14 protein-coding genes, 1 other RNA gene and 1 pseudogene are annotated in these 16,524 nt (G+C 73.5%); 14 read left to right on the top strand and 2 right to left on the bottom strand.

Translation table 11 applies throughout. The annotated features are described in order from the left end of the window. Positions 1-3 precede the first annotated feature (3 nt). A complete protein-coding gene (locus LO771_RS08865; protein WP_230649578.1) occupies positions 4-1,167 on the top strand; it encodes a bifunctional RNase H/acid phosphatase in 1,164 nt (387 codons plus the stop codon). Positions 1,168-1,239: 72 nt separating this feature from the next. Here the strand turns inward: LO771_RS08865 and yaaA are convergent, their stop codons facing one another. Together yaaA and LO771_RS08855 are read right to left on the bottom strand one after the other, a co-directional pair. Next, positions 1,240-2,043: a peroxide stress protein YaaA gene (gene yaaA / locus LO771_RS08860; RefSeq protein ID WP_230649576.1), complete on the bottom strand. Its 804-nt coding sequence runs from the start codon at positions 2,041-2,043 to the stop codon at positions 1,240-1,242. A gap of 218 nt (positions 2,044-2,261) precedes the next feature. Beyond that, the gene (locus tag LO771_RS08855; RefSeq protein ID WP_230649574.1) at positions 2,262-3,851 is read right to left on the bottom strand and encodes an NAD(P)/FAD-dependent oxidoreductase; all 1,590 of its coding nucleotides are present in this window, start codon (positions 3,849-3,851) and stop codon (positions 2,262-2,264) included. Positions 3,852-4,241: 390 nt separating this feature from the next. Here LO771_RS08855 and LO771_RS08850 point away from each other — a divergent pair, with 390 nt between their 5' ends. The 13 genes and pseudogenes from LO771_RS08850 to LO771_RS08795 all read left to right on the top strand — a co-directional run. Beyond that, positions 4,242-5,678: an MFS transporter gene (locus tag LO771_RS08850; RefSeq protein WP_230650183.1), complete on the top strand. Its 1,437-nt coding sequence runs from the start codon at positions 4,242-4,244 to the stop codon at positions 5,676-5,678. Beyond that, complete coding sequence (locus LO771_RS31275) at positions 5,675-6,307, top strand: MarR family transcriptional regulator (protein WP_230649572.1); 633 nt, start codon at positions 5,675-5,677, stop codon at positions 6,305-6,307. Before LO771_RS08850 ends, LO771_RS31275 begins: the two co-directional genes overlap by 4 nt. Before the next feature lie 330 nt (positions 6,308-6,637). Next, positions 6,638-7,747, top strand: a complete 1,110-nt coding sequence (locus tag LO771_RS08840) for a hypothetical protein (RefSeq protein WP_230649571.1) — start codon at positions 6,638-6,640, stop codon at positions 7,745-7,747. A gap of 97 nt (positions 7,748-7,844) precedes the next feature. Continuing rightward, an RNA gene (rnpB, locus tag LO771_RS08835) (RNase P RNA component class A) lies at positions 7,845-8,243 on the top strand. A gap of 322 nt (positions 8,244-8,565) precedes the next feature. After that, positions 8,566-10,272: a proline--tRNA ligase gene (locus LO771_RS08830; protein ID WP_230649569.1), complete on the top strand. Its 1,707-nt coding sequence runs from the start codon at positions 8,566-8,568 to the stop codon at positions 10,270-10,272. 882 nt (positions 10,273-11,154) lie between these two features. Further along, positions 11,155-11,901 (top strand): site-specific DNA-methyltransferase, encoded by a 747-nt coding sequence (locus LO771_RS08825; protein ID WP_230649567.1) that lies wholly within the window; start codon positions 11,155-11,157, stop codon positions 11,899-11,901. A 295-nt stretch (positions 11,902-12,196) separates the two neighbouring features. Continuing rightward, the gene (locus tag LO771_RS08820) at positions 12,197-13,240 is read left to right on the top strand and encodes a UvrD-helicase domain-containing protein (RefSeq protein WP_230649565.1); all 1,044 of its coding nucleotides are present in this window, start codon (positions 12,197-12,199) and stop codon (positions 13,238-13,240) included. Positions 13,241-13,335: 95 nt separating this feature from the next. Next, a complete protein-coding gene (locus LO771_RS08815) occupies positions 13,336-13,611 on the top strand; it encodes a transposase (protein WP_230649563.1) in 276 nt (91 codons plus the stop codon). Positions 13,612-13,623: 12 nt separating this feature from the next. Next, positions 13,624-14,118, top strand: a complete 495-nt coding sequence (locus LO771_RS31615) for a transposase (RefSeq protein WP_374228124.1) — start codon at positions 13,624-13,626, stop codon at positions 14,116-14,118. Next, the gene (locus LO771_RS08810) at positions 14,106-14,612 is read left to right on the top strand and encodes a hypothetical protein (RefSeq protein WP_230649561.1); all 507 of its coding nucleotides are present in this window, start codon (positions 14,106-14,108) and stop codon (positions 14,610-14,612) included. Before LO771_RS31615 ends, LO771_RS08810 begins: the two co-directional genes overlap by 13 nt. A gap of 181 nt (positions 14,613-14,793) precedes the next feature. After that, entirely contained in the window at positions 14,794-15,027 is a 234-nt protein-coding gene (locus LO771_RS08805) for a hypothetical protein (RefSeq protein ID WP_230649559.1), read from the top strand. A gap of 118 nt (positions 15,028-15,145) precedes the next feature. Then, positions 15,146-16,246 (top strand): PD-(D/E)XK nuclease family protein, encoded by a 1,101-nt coding sequence (locus tag LO771_RS08800; RefSeq protein ID WP_230649557.1) that lies wholly within the window; start codon positions 15,146-15,148, stop codon positions 16,244-16,246. Between the two features lie 142 nt (positions 16,247-16,388). Next, positions 16,389-16,524, top strand: a pseudogene (locus tag LO771_RS08795) (IS5/IS1182 family transposase); the annotation flags it as partial.

Here is a 16,524-nt window from a genome sequence, read left to right as displayed (position 1 = left end):
GCCGTGTCCGACCGCAGGCTCGTCGTGGAGGCCGACGGCGGCTCCCGGGGCAACCCGGGGCCCGCCGGGTACGGCGCCGTCGTCCGCGACGGCGACACCGGCCACCTCCTGGCCGAGGCCGCCGAGTACATCGGCCGCGCCACCAACAACGTCGCCGAGTACCGGGGCCTGATCGCGGGCCTGCGGGCGGCGCACGCCATCGACCCGGACGCCCGCGTGGACGTGCGCATGGACTCCAAGCTGGTCGTCGAGCAGATGTCCGGCCGCTGGAAGATCAAGCACCCGGACATGCGGCCGCTCGCGGCCGAGGCCCGCTCCGTCTTCCCGGCCGGGCGGGTCGCGTACGCGTGGATCCCGCGCGAGCGCAACAAGGACGCCGACCGGCTCGCCAACGAGGCGATGGACGCGGGCAAGGCGGGGCGGCAGTGGGAGCCCCGGCCCCTCGCGCCCGCCCGGACCGCCGCGGAGCCCGCCGCCCCCGCCGCGGCGCCCGCCGCGCAGGAGCAGGCCCCGGCCCGCCCCGCCGGCTGGTCCGGCGACGTCGGGACCGCCACCACCTTCGTGCTGCTGCGCCACGGCGAGACCCACCTCACCCCGGAGAAGCGGTTCTCCGGCAGCGGCGGCAGCGACCCCGAGCTCTCCGACCGGGGGCTGTGGCAGGCCGAGCGGACCGCCGAGGCGCTCGCCGCCCGCGGCACCGTGCAGGCCGTCGTCTCCTCGCCGCTCAAGCGCGCCCGGCAGACCGCCGAGGCCGCCGCCGCCCGCCTCGGCCTCGACGTCCGCATCGACGAGGGCCTGCGGGAGACCGACTTCGGCGCCTGGGAGGGCCTGACCTTCGCCGAGGTGCAGGAGCGGTACCCCGCCGAGCTCGACGCCTGGCTGGCCTCCCCGAAGGCCGCGCCCCCCGGCGGCGAGAGCTTCGCCGCCACCGCCCGCCGGGTCGCCCTCTCCCGCGACAAGCTCCTCGCCCGCCACCCGGGCCGCACCGTGCTGCTGGTCACCCACGTGACCCCGGTCAAGACCCTGGTGCGGCTCGCCCTCGGCGCCCCGCCCGAGGCGCTGTTCCGGATGGAGCTCTCCGCCGCGTCGCTCTCCGCCGTCCAGTACTACGCCGACGGCAACGCCTCGCTGCGGCTGCTCAACGACACCGGCCACCTGCGGGGCTGAGCCGCCGGCCCGCGTCCTCCCGCGACGGGCGGGCGCGGGGCCGGGCGGGCGGGTACGGCCCGCGGGCGGTCCTCAGAGCTCGCGGACGACGACGTCCAGCTGCCGCGGCCGCCCGGCCGCGGCCGGCTGCTCCTCCACGGTGTACTTGAGGTCGCGCAGCGCCGTGACCAGCCCGCCGGTGTCCCGCGGCTCCGCCCCCGCCTGGAGCAGGTCGCGCACCAGGCGGCCCTTGGTCGCCTTGTTGAAGTGGCTCACCACCGACCGCTTCACCACCCCGCCGGCCTCGCGCTCGTGCAGCACCCGCACGGTCGCCGTCCGGGCGGCCACCTCGCCGGCGGGCCGCCACGCGGCCGCGTACGCCGCCGAGCGCAGGTCCAGCACCGGGCCGGCGTCCGCGGCGGCGGCCTCCGTCAGCGCCTGCGCCGCCTCGCGGCGCCAGTACGGGCCGAGCGCGCCCAGCGGCGGCAGCTTCACGCCCATCGGGCAGCGGTACGGCGGCACCCGGTCGGTGATCCGCAGCGCCCCCCACAGGCCGGAGAAGACCAGCAGCGACCGCTCCGCCGCCGCCCGCGCCGGCCCGGCCAGCGTGCCCAGGTCCAGCGCGTCGTACAGCACGCCGGTGTACAGCTCCCCGGCGGGCAGGGCGGGCGCGGTCCGCAGGGCGGCGTTGCGCGCCACCTCCCCGCGCAGGGTCCCGCCCAGGCCCAGGACCTCCATCGCGGCGTCCTCGCCGCCGTCCGCGCAGAGCGCCACCAGGGCGTCGAGCACCCGCGCGCGGGCGGGCGCCAGCGCGGGCAGCGACAGCCCGGCCGGGTCGAGCGGGGCGCCCTCCCCCGACGCGGCCTTGCCCTCGGACGGCGGCAGCAGGACGAGCACGGCGGGACTCCTCGGTGGTGCGGGCGGGGCGGTGGTGCGGACGGGCACGGCCCGCGCGGACGGAACGGCCCGCGCGGACGGCACGGCACGTGCCGGACGGACGGGCGGGCGGCCCGCTGCGGGCCGCCCGCCCCCAACCCTACGCACCCGGACGGCCCTGCCCGGACCCGCGCCCGCCGCCCCCCACCGGTCCGGGCGGCCGCACCCCGGGCCGCGCCCTACGCCGCCGGGCCGTCCTCCAGCACGGCCATCGCCGCGTTGTGCCCCGGGATGCCGCTCACGCCGCCGCCGCGCACCGCCCCGGCGCCGCAGAGCAGCACGTTGCGGCGGGTGGTGGCCACCCCCCAGCGGGCGGCCGGGGAGCCGTCGCGGCCGCCGTCGGCCGCGTACGGGAAGGCCAGGTCGCGGTGGAAGATGTGGCCGCCGGGCAGCCCCACCTCGCGCTCCAGGTCGAGCGGCGTCTTGGCCTCCAGGCACGGACGGCCGTCGGCGTCGACCGCCAGGCAGTCGGCGAGCGGCTCGTCGAGGACCGCGTCCAGCTGCGCCAGGGTCGCGTCCAGCGCGCGCTGCTTCGCCCCCGGGTCGCCGAAGAGCCGGGCGGGCAGGTGGAGGCCGAAGAGGGTCAGGGTGTGGGCGCCCTGCCCGGCCGTCTCCGGGCCGAGGATGGACGGGTCGGAGAGCGAGTGGCAGTAGATCTCCGACGGCGGCGCCTGCGGCACCCGGCCCGCCGCCGCCTCGCGGTAGGCGGCCTCCAGCTGCCCGTACGACTCGGCGATGTGGAAGGTGCCGGCGAAGGCGTCGCGCGGGTCCACGGAGGAGTCGCGCAGACGGGGGAGGCGCCGCAGCACCATGTTGACCTTCAGCTGGGCGCCCTCGGGGGCGGGCCCGGACGGCTCCTCGCCGAGCAGCCGGTCCAGGACGGCGGGCGCCGCGTTCACCAGCACGTGCCGGGCCGCGGCCACCGCCTCGCCGTCCGGGCCGCGGTAGGAGACCTCCGCGTCCCCGCGGCCGTCGCCGCCGCCGATCGCGGTGACCTCGCAGCCGGTGCGGATCTCGGCGCCGGCCGCGCGCGCGGCCTCCTCCAGCGCACCCGTGACGGCGCCCATGCCGCCGACCGGCACGTCCCAGTCGCCGGTGCCGTTGCCGATCACGTGGTAGAGGAAGCAGCGGTTCTGCAGCAGGGAGGGGTCGTGGGCGTGGGTGAACGTGCCGATCAGGGCGTCGGTCAGCACCACGCCGCGCACCAGGTCGTCGGCGAACGCCTCCTCCACCGCCTCGCCGAGCGGCCGCTCGAACAGCGCCTCCCACGCCGCGTCGTCGCCGACCGTCCGCCGCAGCTCCTCGCGGGAGGGCAGCGGGCCGGTGAGGGTGGGGAAGACCCGTTCGGCGACCCGGGCGGTCGTTCCGTAGAAGCGCTGCCACGCCTCCCACTCCCGGTCCGAGCCGGTCAGCGCCCGGAAGGACTCCCGGGTGCGCGCGCCGTCCGCCGCGTCGACCAGCAGGCCGGTGGGCACGCCGCCGCGCACGGCGGGGGTGTACGAGGAGATGCGGCGCCGCCTCAGCTCCACCCGCAGGCCGAGGTCGGCGACGACCTTCCGGGGCAGCAGGCTCACCAGGTACGAGTAGCGCGACAGCCGGGCGTCGACGCCGGCGAACGCCCGGGTGGAGACGGCCGCGCCGCCCGCCTGCCCGAGTTTCTCCAGCACCAGGACCCGGCGGCCGGCCCGCGCCAGGTAGGCGGCGGCGACCAGGCCGTTGTGGCCGCCGCCGACGATGACGGCGTCGTGGCGGGAGGCGGTGTCTGTCACGTCGTGCTCCGGGGGTGCGGGACGGTGCCGGGGGGGGCGCCGGACCGTGCGGGCGGTGCAAGATCCCGACAACCTACGTCGCGCACCGCGCCGTCCGGAAGACCCCGCCGGACGCCCCCGACCCGGCGTCCCCGGCCCGCACGCCCCCGACCGCACGCGCCTGCCGGACACCCCTGCCGGAGACGCCGGTCGGGGCGCCGACCGCAGGGCCCGGCCGCCGCCCCTGGTGCCCGCCCACGGAAAGTTGTACCGTCACAACGGTTGTACGAACCCAACCTTCGAGGTGGCCCGCCCGTGTCCGTGCCCGAACCCCGCGCCGCAGCAGCCCCGGGGGGCGCCCCCCGCGCCGCGTCCGCCCCCGGGAGCGCGCCGGAGGCCGCACCCGCCCCCGTGCCCACCCGCCGGCGCCGCGTGCTCGTCCTCGCGATCTGCTGCCTCAGCCTCTTCATCGTCGGCCTCGACGTCACGGTCGTGAACATCGCGCTGCCGTCCGTCCGCACCGACCTGCACGCCCCCTCCTCCGGCCTGCAGTGGGTCATCGACGCCTACACCCTCGTCCTCGCCGCGCTGCTGATGCTCTCCGGCTCCACCGCCGACCGCGTCGGCCGCCGCCGCACCTTCCAGACCGGCCTGGCCCTCTTCGTCCTCGGCTCGCTGCTGTGCAGCCTCGCCCCCGGGCTCGGCTGGCTGATCGCCTTCCGCGCCCTCCAGGCCGTCGGCGGCTCCATGCTCAACCCGGTCGCCATGTCGATCATCACCAACACCTTCACCGACCCCCGCGAACGCGCCCAGGCCATCGGCGTCTGGGGCGGGGTGGTCGGCGTCAGCATGGCCCTCGGGCCGGTCGCCGGCGGCCTGCTCGTGGAGTCCGCCGGCTGGCGTTCGATCTTCTGGGTCAACATCCCCGTCGGCCTGGCCGCGCTCGCCCTCACCGCCGCGTACGTCCCCGAGTCCCGCGCCCCGCACCCCCGCCGTCCGGACCCGGTGGGACAGCTGCTGGTCGCCGTCCTCCTCGGCTCCCTCACCTGGACGATCATCGAGGGCCCCGGCCGCGGCTGGACCTCGCCCGCCGTCCTCGCCCCCGCCTGCGCGGCCGCCGGCGCCCTCGCCGCCTTCCTGGCCTGGGAGCGCCGCCGCACCGAACCCCTCGTCGACCTGCGCTTCTTCCGCAGCGTCCCCTTCGCGGGCGCCACCGCCACCGCCGTCTGCGCCTTCGCGGCCCTCGGCGGCTTCCTCTTCCTCAACACCCTCTACCTGCAGGAGGTCCGCGGGTACGACCCCGTCCGCGCCGGCCTGTGGACGCTGCCCATGGCCGTCCTCACCCTCCTCTGCGCCCCGCTCTCCGGCCGCATCGTCGGCCGCTCCGGCCCGCGCCTGCCGCTGCTGACGGCAGGGGGCGCCATGACCGCCAGCGCCCTGCTGCTCACCACGCTCACCGCCGACTCCTCCGCCGCGCTGCTCCTCACCGCGTACGCGCTCTTCGGCCTCGGCTTCGGCATGGTCAACGCGCCCATCACCAACGCCGCCGTCTCCGGCATGCCCCGGGAGCGGGCGGGCGTCGCCGCGGCCGTCGCCTCCACCAGCCGCCAGGTCGGCCAGTCGCTCGGCGTCGCCGTCATCGGCACGGCCGCCGTCTCCGCCGTCTCCGGACCCTTCGCGCAGGGCTTCCCGGCCGCCAGCCACGTCGGCTGGTGGATCACCGCGGGCTGCGGGGCCGCGGTGCTCGTGCTCGGTATCATCACCTCCACCCGCTGGGCGGGACGGACCGCCGCGGAGGTGGCGGCCCGCCTCGACCCCGACCACCGGAAGGCGCCGGCCCGCACGTGACCACGTCCGACGAACCCGCCTCCGCGTCCGCCGCCCCGGACCCGCCGCGGGCCCGCCCCTCCGCGGACACCGGGGCTGCGGACACCGGGGCCGGGGACACCGGGGCTGCGGACACCGGGTCCGGGGCCGCCGGGGCTGCGGACACCGGAGCCGGGGACACCGCGTCCGGGGACGCCGCGTCCGCTCCCACCGGGGCCGGGGCCCCCTCGGCCGCCCGCCGCGCCCTCGCCGCCCGCACCTGGCACAACCTCCGCGCCCTCGTCCTGGAGGAGAACGACCGCCGCCGCGAGGTCGTCGACGCCCTCGGCATGAGCTTCGTCCGCATCAAGGCCCTGCGCCGCCTCGCCGCCGCCCCCGCCACCCTGCGCGCCCTCGCCGCCGACCTGGCCACGGACGCCCCGTACACCACCGTCGTCGTCGACGACCTCGCCCGCCGCGGCCTGGTGGAGCGCACCCCGCACCCCGAGGACCGCCGCGCCAAGATCGTCAGCGTCACGGAGGCCGGCCGCGCCGCCGCCGCCGAGGCCGACCGCATCCTCGGCGAGCCCCCGGAGGCGCTGCTCGCCCTCCCCCCGGACGACGCCGCCGCCCTCGACCGCATCACGGCCGCCCTCCGCAAACGCTCCTGACGGTCCGTCACCCGAGTGGTCCCGGCCGGAAGCGCGACCGCGACCCCCGGCCGCGGACCCCTCGCCGTTGAGTCCCGCCTCTGCCGGAACGGTCCATCTGTCACAGCCCCCGGCTACGTCGACGGCCGTGGGAAATCCCGGTGCCGCGGTGCAGGCGCTGTGGTTTCCTTGCGCCGTCACGCCCGTCGCCGGGGTCCGCCCACCCCTGCGCCCACAGAGGGAAGAACCGTCATCACCGCCATACGCAAGGCCGCCCGCGCGACCCTCACCGCTGCCGGGTGCGCGGCGCTCCTCGCCGCCGGTACCGCCGGCTGCGGCACCGTCCGGCAGTTGTCCGCTGCCGAGAAGGTGCACTCCGCCGCGGAGCGGCTGACCGACGGCCGCACCCTCGCCGGCGAGCTCTCCCTGCAGGCCACCCCCACCCAGCTCCGCGCCTTCGCGGGGCTGTCCGGGGACTCCATGGGGCAGCGCGACGCGGAGTCCTTCACCGATCTGCGCCTCGCCTTCTCGGTCTCCGCCGACCGCCCGCTCAAGGACGTCCCCGCGCTGAGGTCCGGCGTCGTGGCGCCCGGCACGGCCGGACTGTCCGGCGACCGCTCGGTGGACCTCTCCTGCACCCTGCGCCGCAGGGACGGGGGCGTGCTCGTGGAGGTCCGCCAGGTCGACGGCCGGATGTACGGGCGCGTCGACCTCGACGCCTTCGCCGCCCTGGTCGGCGCCGATCCGGGGGACATGGACGCCATGGAGTCCGACATCCCCCCGGAGCTCGGCACGTTCCGCAAGGCCCTGCACGGGGAGTGGATCTCCCTCGACCCGGCGCTCCTGCGACGGGTCACCGACGCGGCCCGCAGGCAGGCGGGCGGCGCCCCCTCCACGGGCCCCTCCCCGGACCCCGCCGCGCAGCGGAGGCTGCTGGACGTCGTCGGCGCGGTCCTCGCCGACGACGTCTCCTTCGAGGACAAGGGCACGGAGGGCGGCGCCGACCGCGTCGTCGTCTCGGCCCCGGCCCGCACCCTGGTGCGCGACCTGCAGAAGGCCGTGCGGCCGCTGGTCCCCGGTGCTCCGGGCTCCTCCGGGCTGCCCGGAATCCCCGGAATCCCCGGAATCCCCGGAATCCCCGGCCTGGGCGACGGCCTGCCCGCCGACGCCGCGGAGGGGATCCCCGACCGCCCGGTCTCCGCCGACCTCCTCATCAGGGACGGCGCGCTCGCCTCCGTCAGCGTGGACCTCGCCCGGCTGGAGCCGAAGGCGTCGTGGAGCGACCACCTGCCCCTCCGCCTGACCTTCTCCCGCACCGCGCCCCCGGTGCAGGCGCCGCCGCACGCGACCCCGCTCACCGCGGAGGACCTGGACGGGATGGCCGCGTTCATGTCCGACGGCGAGGACTCCGGATCCGACAGCGGCTCCTTCGACAGCAGCGGCCCGCCCGACGGGGTGTGAGCCGCGGGGGCGGCGCGCCGCCCCTCCCGCCGCCGCGCGGCCGTCCCGCCCGGGCGGGCCGCCCCCTCCGGGTCGGATAGCATGGCCGTACGGCGGACGAGCCGGCCGGGCGGTCGCGACGGGTCCACGGACCCGCCGAGGAACGTCCGGGCTCCACAGGGCAGGGTGGTGGGTAACGCCCACCCGGGGTGACCCGCGGGACAGTGCCACAGAAAGCAGACCGCCGGGGGCCTCGGCCCCCGGTAAGGGTGAAACGGTGGTGTAAGAGACCACCAGCGGCCGGAGTGATCCGGACGGCTCGGTAAACCCCACCCGGAGCAAGGTCAAGATGGGGTGCCCTCGGGCGCCCTGCGCGGATGATCGAGGGCTGCCCGCCCGAGTCCGCGGGTAGACCGCACGAGGCTGTCGGCAACGGCAGCCCTAGATGGATGGCCGCCTCCCCGGGCGCCGCAAGGCCCCCGGGAGACAGAACCCGGCGTACAGGCCGACTCGTCCGCCCCTAGCTCTCTGAGCTGGGGTTTTCCGGGCCTCGAGTGCTAGTGCCCCACGTTTGCCCCACATGGGTTCTGCGCTCATGCGCCGAGGGCACTGTCCAGTGCGCCCCTGCCGTGCTCCTCGTGGTCCGAGAAGAGGTGACCGTACGTGTCCAGGGCATCGTGCCGTGAGGGCCTTCCGGGGTGCACGCGCACCCGATGGGCGGCCCGAAAACGGGGCGAGTCGGGCGGCTCCGCGCCACTAGGATGCGACCCCCGTCGTGGTGCCGGCGCGAGCCCCGCCACGACATCCCGCAGCTTCGCTGAGAGGACGGTTGCCGGTCCATGCGCTGGTCCCAGCTGTACGCGCCCACCCTCCGGGAGGACCCCGCCGACGCGGACGCGGTCAGCCACCGCCTGCTGCTCAGGGGAGGGTTCGTCCGCCAGCTGATGGCCGGCCACTACTCCCTGCTGCCGCTGGCGGTGCGCGTCCGCGCCAAGATCATGGACATCGTCCGCGAGGAGATGACCGCGATCGGCGCCCAGGAGTTCGTTCTGCCCGCCCTGCACCCGGCAGAGATCTGGCAGCGCAGCGGCCGCTGGGAGGCGATGGGCGAGGAGATGTTCCGGCTCAAGGACCGCAAGGGCGCCGACCTGGCCCTCGGCATGACGCACGAGGAGATCTTCACCGTGCTGTCGCAGGAACTGCGCTCCTACCGCGACCTGCCGCAGATGTGGTACCAGTTCCAGACCAAGTTCCGCGACGAGGCCCGGCCCAAGAGCGGCCTGCTGCGGGTGCGCGAGTTCACCATGAAGGACTCCTACAGCTTCGACGCCGACCAGGCCGGCCTGGACCGCTCCTTCGACCTCCACAAGGCGGCCTACGAGCGGATCTTCGCCCGGCTCGGCCTGCCCGCCGTCGCCGTGCAGGCCTCCAGCGGCTCCATGGGCGGCAGCGCGTCGGTGGAGTTCATGTGCCCCTCGCCGGCGGGGGAGGACCTCGTGGTCCACTGCCCGGCCTGCGGCTACGCCGCCAATACCGAGAAGGCGACCTCCGCCCTGCCCGCGGTCGTGGACGGCCCCGGCCCGGACGCCCCAGAGCCGTTCGACACCCCCGACGCGCGCACCATCGAGGAGCTGGCACGCCTCCACGGGGTCCCGGCCGAGCGGCAGGTCAAGACCCTGGTGTACGTGGTCGACGACGCGCTCACCCTCGTCCTGCTGCGCGGCGACCACTCCCTCGTCGAGCAGAAACTGGTCGACGCCCTCTCCGCCACCGTCGTGCGCCCGGCCAGCCCCGAGAAGATCCGGGACGCCCTCGGCGCCGCCCCCGGCAGCCTCGGCGCCGTCGGCGTCACCGGCCTCCCCGTCCTCGCGGACGAGGCGCTGCGCGGCCGTACCGGCATGACCACCGGTGCGAACACCGACGGGGTCCACCTGCGCGGGGTGTCCCTGGAGCGGGACGTCGCCGTCCGGCAGTGGGCCGACCTGCGCGAGGTCACGGCCGGCGAGCCCTGCCCGCAGTGCGGTTCGCCGCTGGAGGTGCTGGTCACGATCGAGGTGGGCCACATCTTCAAGCTCGGCCGCAAGTACACCGAGACCCTGGAGGTGTCCGTGCTCGGGCCCGACGGCGAGCGGGTGGTCCCGGTCATGGGCAGCTACGGCATCGGTGTGGAGCGGGCCCTGGCCGCCGTCGTGGAGACCCACCACGACGACAAGGGCATCGTCTGGCCGGCCGCCGTCGCCCCCTTCGAGGTGGCCGTGGTCGTCCTCGGCGGCAAGGACGAGCAGGTGGCCGCGGCCGCCGAGGACCTGTACGCGCGGCTGCGCGCCGAGCGCGTGGACGTGGTGCTCGACGACCGCGACGAGCGGCCCGGCGTGAAGTTCCGCGACGTCGAGCTCGTCGGCATCCCCTACCGCCTGACGGTCGGCGCCCGCGGCCTGGCCGAGGGCGTCGTCGAGGTCACCGTCCGGGCCACCGGCGAGGCTTCGAAGGTTCCGGTGGCCGAGGCAGTCGAGCACGTCCGCAAACTGCTGACCGCCGCGGCCTAGCCACCGCCCCGGCCGACCGGGCCGTCGCCGTACCGCGGCGGCCCGTCAGCCGATTGCTCGGTGGAACGCCTCGCCGAACAGCGTCTGCGGGTACTGCCGCAGGATCTCCGCCACGCTGCGCGCCTGGGTCTCCTATTGACGCCGCGTTTGTCGCGCCTGTGCCCCCGGCGCTGCACTCCGCTACCTCCGTGCCGACGATCCCCAGCACCGCCGTCCCCACCAGCGCTGCCGGCAGCAGCACCGTCACCACCGCCAGCGCGGCGCCCCTCCTCACCTGTCCCGGCCGGCACGGACGTCACCCGCCCCGGGGCGCACGGTCGGCACCGGGCCGGTCCGTCCACGGGCATGCTGCATCGAGGTCTCCTCGCACGGTAGGGGAGCGCGGTCGCGTGCTCTCCCGTCGAAAGGCCGCACCGCACCGCGCCGTTGCTTCACCTGCTCCACGTCCTGCACGGCAGGCACACCGCACTCCGGGAGCGATGGGGCCGGTGGCGCCCGGGAGTTTCCGCTCCCGGCTGCGCCGCCTCGCCGCGACGGCCGCCTCACGCCGCCCGCGTAATCTCAGCGCCGCCACCACGGACTGCTCCCTCCTCCCACGGCTCGGATCCCGGACCAGGGCACGGTTCTCCCACAACGCCCGCACGGAAGCGCGCACGCAAGGAGGGGAGAGGTGCCGAACGGCAACCGCCCGCGGGACCGGAACTCCCGCCCGCAGGGCATGGCGCCGACCCTAGGCACCCGGCGTGACAACGCCAAAAACGCCCCGGACGGCCCACGGGCAGCGCCGTTGCTATAGCGGCCGCGGATTGCGCGCCGTCACCGCGCCCCGCCTACCGTCCGGCGCACCGACCCCGCCACCGCCCACTTCGGAAGAGACGCGCCATGACCTTCACCCTCCACCATGGCGACGCCCTGACCTTCCTGCGCACCCTGCCCGACGCCTCCGTCGATGCCCTGTTCACCGACCCGCCCTACAACTCCGGCGGCCGCACCAGCGTCGAGCGCACCGCCCGCACCGCCCGCGCCAAGTACACCTCCGGCGACGCGGCCCACACCCTGGCGGACTTCCCCGGCGACAACCGCGACCAGCGCTCCTACGGCTACTGGCTCACCCTGCTGCTCACCGAGGCCCACCGGGCCACCGTCGAATCCGGCACCGCGCTCGTGTTCACCGACTGGCGCCAGCTCCCGGTCACCAGCGACGCCCTCCAGGCCGCCGGCTGGACCTGGCGCGGCGTCGCCCCCTGGCACAAGCCCGCCGCCCGCCCGCGCAAGGGCGGCCTCAAGCAGGACTGCGAGTTCGTCCTGTGGGCCACCAAGGGGCCCGTCGACGCCGAGCGCAACCCCGTCTACCTGCCCGGCCTGTACTCCGCCTCCCAGCCGCGCAAGGACCGCCTGCACATCACCCAGAAGCCCGTCGAGGTCATGCGGCAGCTGGTGCGGCTGTGCCCGCCGGGCGGCACCGTCCTCGACCCCTTCGCCGGCTCCGGCACCACCGGCGTCGCCGCCCTCCAGGAGGGCCGCCGCTTCGTCGGCAGCGAGCTGTCCGACCGCTACTGGCACATCGCCCACCGGCGCCTCACCGACACCGCCCGGGCCCTCGCGGAGCCGACCGGTCCGGCAGCGTAGACCGGGAGCCGTCGGCCTCCCGTCCCCCGAGCCTGCTCGGAGATTCGCGGCGCTGCGAACGGTGATTCACCGGCGATGATCTGCAGCCGCTCGGCCCTTATGATGTCGCCGCAGTTCGTCGAGTATGCCTTGCAGATCTGGGTGAATCGGCCGGAGTTTCCGGGTCGCGGGGCATCCGAAGGTGGCCATCGGGTGCCCCGCGTGGTGCCCGGCACCATGGAAGATCGCTTGATCCTGCCCATTCTGGATAACGGGCCTGAGCTTCGCAGTTCTTACCGCAGGCGGTAAGGCGGCGATGGAACGGGCCCGGAAGATCCAGATCTGGGCCGAGCACAAGGCGGAGATCGGCGGCGGCGACCTGGTCCACCTCGACGACAACAGCTCCGGGATGCGCTATCTCCGCCACCGCTACCAGCACATCGTCGTCGACGAGGCCCAGGACCTCAGCCCCGCTCACTGGAAGATGCTGCGCGCCATGGTCGCGCCCAGTCCGGACGATCTCTTCATCGCCAGTGACACCCATCAGCGGATCTACGATCGGCATGTCACCCTCTCCACCGTCGGCATCAACATCCGAGGCCGCTCCTCGAAGCTGACGCTCAGCTACCGCACAACCCAGGAGATCCTCGACCAGGCCACCAAGGTCGTTCGCGGAGCCATCTATGACGACCTAGACGACGGGACCGACACCCTTGACGGCTACCACTCCCTACTGCACGCCCCGGTCCCCGAGTACGTCGCCTGCGTCGACTGGACCGACGAGATTACCCAGCTCGCAGAGACCCTCAAGCAGTGGCGCTCGGACATCACCCAGCCTTCCCCGAACGGCATCACGCGCGATGCGGCCGGCCGTCTCGCCGTCTGTGTCGCCGACGGTGAGATGGCCGGCCGCGTTGCCGAGGACTTGAGGAAGAAGCACGGCATCACCACAGCGACCCTCACCAAGGACGGCCCCCAGGGGGGCGGCGAGGTCCACATCGGTACGATGCATCGCTTCAATGGGCTTGAATATCAAAAGCTCGCGATCATCGGTGCGAGCGACGGAGTTCTCCCACGTACGGCCCTTATCGAGCAGTATCAGGCCGACCCGAATCGGTACGAACGCGAACTCAAGAAGAGCCGCAACCAACTCTTCGTCGCCGCCACCCGAGCCCGCGATGCGTTGCGCATCTCCTGGCACGGTAAGCCCAGTCGGCTCCTACCCTTGCAAGCCGGGACGAATTACTCTCCGAGGTCGAGCTTGCCACCGCCGAGTGGGGGAACTGGTACAACTACCGCCGCCTTCACGGCGAGACAGGCCACGTCTCGTCAGCCAAGTACGAAGCCGACTAATACCTGAGAGCTCATCACACGATCTTGCGAAAGAGGCCCGGTCGGTCGTAACCCTTGAGGCATTGGGCCGTTCGGGTGGGTGTGAGGAGCAAGCCGTGGATCGTGGACGATGACCTGTGGGCGCTGATCGAGCCGCTGCTGCCGCCGAGGCCGCGGCGTTCTCCCGGCCCGCGTCCGGTGGACGACCGCAGGTGCCTGCAGGGCATCCTGTTCGTCCTCCACGCCGGGATCACCTGGCAGCAGCTGACTCTGGAGCTGGGCTTCGGCTCCGGTCAGACCTGCTGGCGGCGTCTGAACCGCTGGCAGGAGGCCGAGGTCTTCGACGCCCTGCACCGCATACTCCTGGCCGAGCTGAACGCGGCCGGCGAGCTGGACTAGTCCCGTGCCTGCATCGACGCTCCCCCATGCTCCGCCCGGGGGCACCCCCACCCACGTGCGGGCGAAAAAGAGGGCTCGGCGACGGACCCCTCGCCGGTCGACCGCCGCACGAGGGGCAGCAAACACCGCCTGGTCACCGACGGCGGCGGCCTCCCGCTGAAGGTCATCACCACTGTCGCCAACGCGGGCGACGTCACCCAGACCCCCGCCCTGGTCGACGGCGTCTCGCCGGTCGCCGGACGGGTCGGCCACCCGCGCAAGCGTTCCGACGCCGTGCTTGGCGACAAGGGCTACGACAGCAACCCCAATCGCCGTCAACTGCGGCGACGCGGCATCCTGCCGGCCGTCTCCCGCCGCGGCGAGCCCGAGATCCACGGCCTGGGTACGAGCTCTTACAGAGTCATGGCGAGCAGCCCGAGGACGAGGAAGAGGGCCTTGTCGGCGGGCACCGCTACTATCCGGGATGCCTCACGGGACGACGAACGGAGTCAGGAATGGGCGACGTGAACGAATCAGCGGTCAAGCGGAAGTTGGGTATCCCGAACTGGCGGAACCTGTCCAAGGATAAGGTGCTCAAGTTCGCGGCAGCGATGCCCGAGATGGCCACCGAGGTGCGGCTCAAGCTCATCGAGCAGTTCCCTGCCTTCAAGGACCTAGGCAAGGCCGACATCGATGCAGTTACGGAGGCGCACAAGTCCACTCTCGCAGCCAACGAGAACAGTCAGAACCACTTCTACAAGGCTTCGCAGGACCAGCGGGACGCCCTGCAGGCCGACCTCGGTCGGGACGACCTCAGCTGGGCACAGCGGGAGGCCCTCTACGACCGCCTCGACCAAAACGTGCGGCAGGTATCCGAGAAGGACAGCGAGAACAAGCAGTTCCTGGGGGCGGGGATGAAGATGGTGGCAGCCGCCGGTGCAGCCGCCCTCGGGCTGGCCGTGGTATTCGTCGGCGGCAAGCTCGCTGGAGCGAGCCAGGACGGTTCCGAGGAATCTCAGTAGAGCCGGCACTCCGCTGGAGCGCGACGACACCAGCGCGCCCGACTGCCCGCGCTGAGGCCCGGCACCCTTGAGGGCTGGCAGCCAGTCGGCCGAGGGTTCCGCAGCGACCTGCACGGCCGCCGGTCACGCGGACACCGCATCCTGCTGACCGGCATTCGGTGCCGCCCCGTAGGCTGCGGCCATGACGACCGACTCACCGATGCCGTCCCTGCCGTTCCCCTCGCCCGACATCGCCTTGCTCCGGCTGATTGTCGGCAACGCCATCGCGTCGGTCCCCAGCGACGAAGCCTCGGTGGAGGAGGTGGTCCTCCACGCAGTCGTCCACGGCCGGTATGAGGGCCGTGTCCAGGGCGAGGACGAGTGCCCCGGCTGCGACTTCCGGGGCGAGCTGCCCAAGCACAGCAACCGCGGCTGAGCAAGGAACCACTCGCATGGGAGACGAACGGCTGAACGAGCAGTGGTGGTCCGCTGTCTGGGCAGACCTGGAAAGGCAGCGTAGGGCTCGTTCTTGGATGCCTGGTCCCTCGACTGTGATGGACGTCCTGCAAACCAGCAGGAAAGAGAGATCTCACCAACTCTTGATCGGCTGGCTGCTCGACCCCCGCCAGCCGCACGACCTCGGAACCGCCGTCCTCACCGGAATGCTGGGGGTGCTGGACAAGGCACACCTCGTCGAAGCCGAGGGTCTCGCTCGGGTCCGGGTGGACCTGGAGGTCGTCAAACCGGGCTCACGCGCGGACATCGTCATCTCCACCTCAGCGTTCAAGCTCGTAGTCGAGCTGAAGGTGCACGCGGATGAAGGCCGTGAGCAGACGAAACGCCTCGCCGACGACCACACTCAGCAGCAGGAACTCCTGCTGGTGTTCCTCACACTCCACGGTGACGAGCCGGCGGACGAACGCTTTACACCGATGAGTCTGCGCACCTTCGCCAGCCTGCTCCGGAGCGCTCTTGAACAGGCCCCTGCCCCGCTCACCTCCCATACGCGCCGTGGCAGGGAAACGGCAGGAGATCTTCTGGACACCCTGGAAAGGATGACCGGCATGGCTCCAACAGACCAGGCTGCGGCGCGGATCTGGCTCACCTACGGCGAGCACTTGCCCAGCGCCAAGGCCGCAGCACGCGACGTGCTCAAGCAACTGCCAACGGCTGTAGCGGCGGTGCTGAACCGACTTGACCTGAGCGAACCCGTGAAGGTTGTCGGCCCGTTTCCCTACCAGGCAGTTGGGCACAAGAAGATACGCGGAGACTTCGGCACGTACCCCGAGTTGGCGGTGCTCCTGGTCAAGCCAGGATGGTGTACTGCCGACGGCCGGCCTCGGGCTGGCGTTGGCTACGGGACCCGCGCCGAGCCTGACCCTTTCGACTTCGGTGGAGATCTGCGTCCTTTCCTGGGCATCCGCGCCGAGGATCTAAGGGTTAACGAGTACCTCTCAGCTGCCTGCGACCCCCAAGATCGGCCGTTCTGGGATCGGTGGCCGCGTTGGGAAGAGCTCGACTTGTCTCCCCCTGGCGAGGAAGACGATCTCGTTACGGCGTACTCAGATCGAGCAGCCGCGCGAATCACGGCGCTGTGGGAGCGTAATCACACCCTGATCGACCAGGCTGTGGCTCTCAGCGAAGCCAGCGGCTGACGGAGCAGCTCACCTGCAGTGGTGGACTCTCGCCGGTCAGCAGTCCACAAGCACGAGGCCCGGGACGCATCCGTCTCGGTCTACCGCATGTCTTACAGGACGTCTCATTTGGCGTAATCGCTAGTCTGGTGCCGTGGTGACGATGGTCGAGCGCATGGTGCCGGACGGGTTGTGGGAGCTGTTCCAGCGCGTGGTGCCGCCGGCGCCGACGCGGCCGCAGGGCGGTGGACGGCGGCGCTACGGGGACCGGGAGGTGCTGGCCGCGATCGTTTTCGTGG

The sequence above is a fragment of the Streptacidiphilus sp. ASG 303 genome, assembly GCF_020991365.1.
Taxonomy (GTDB): domain Bacteria; phylum Actinomycetota; class Actinomycetes; order Streptomycetales; family Streptomycetaceae; genus Peterkaempfera.
Note: the sequence above shows the minus strand (reverse complement) of the source record. Positions and strands in the feature narration are given on the sequence as shown.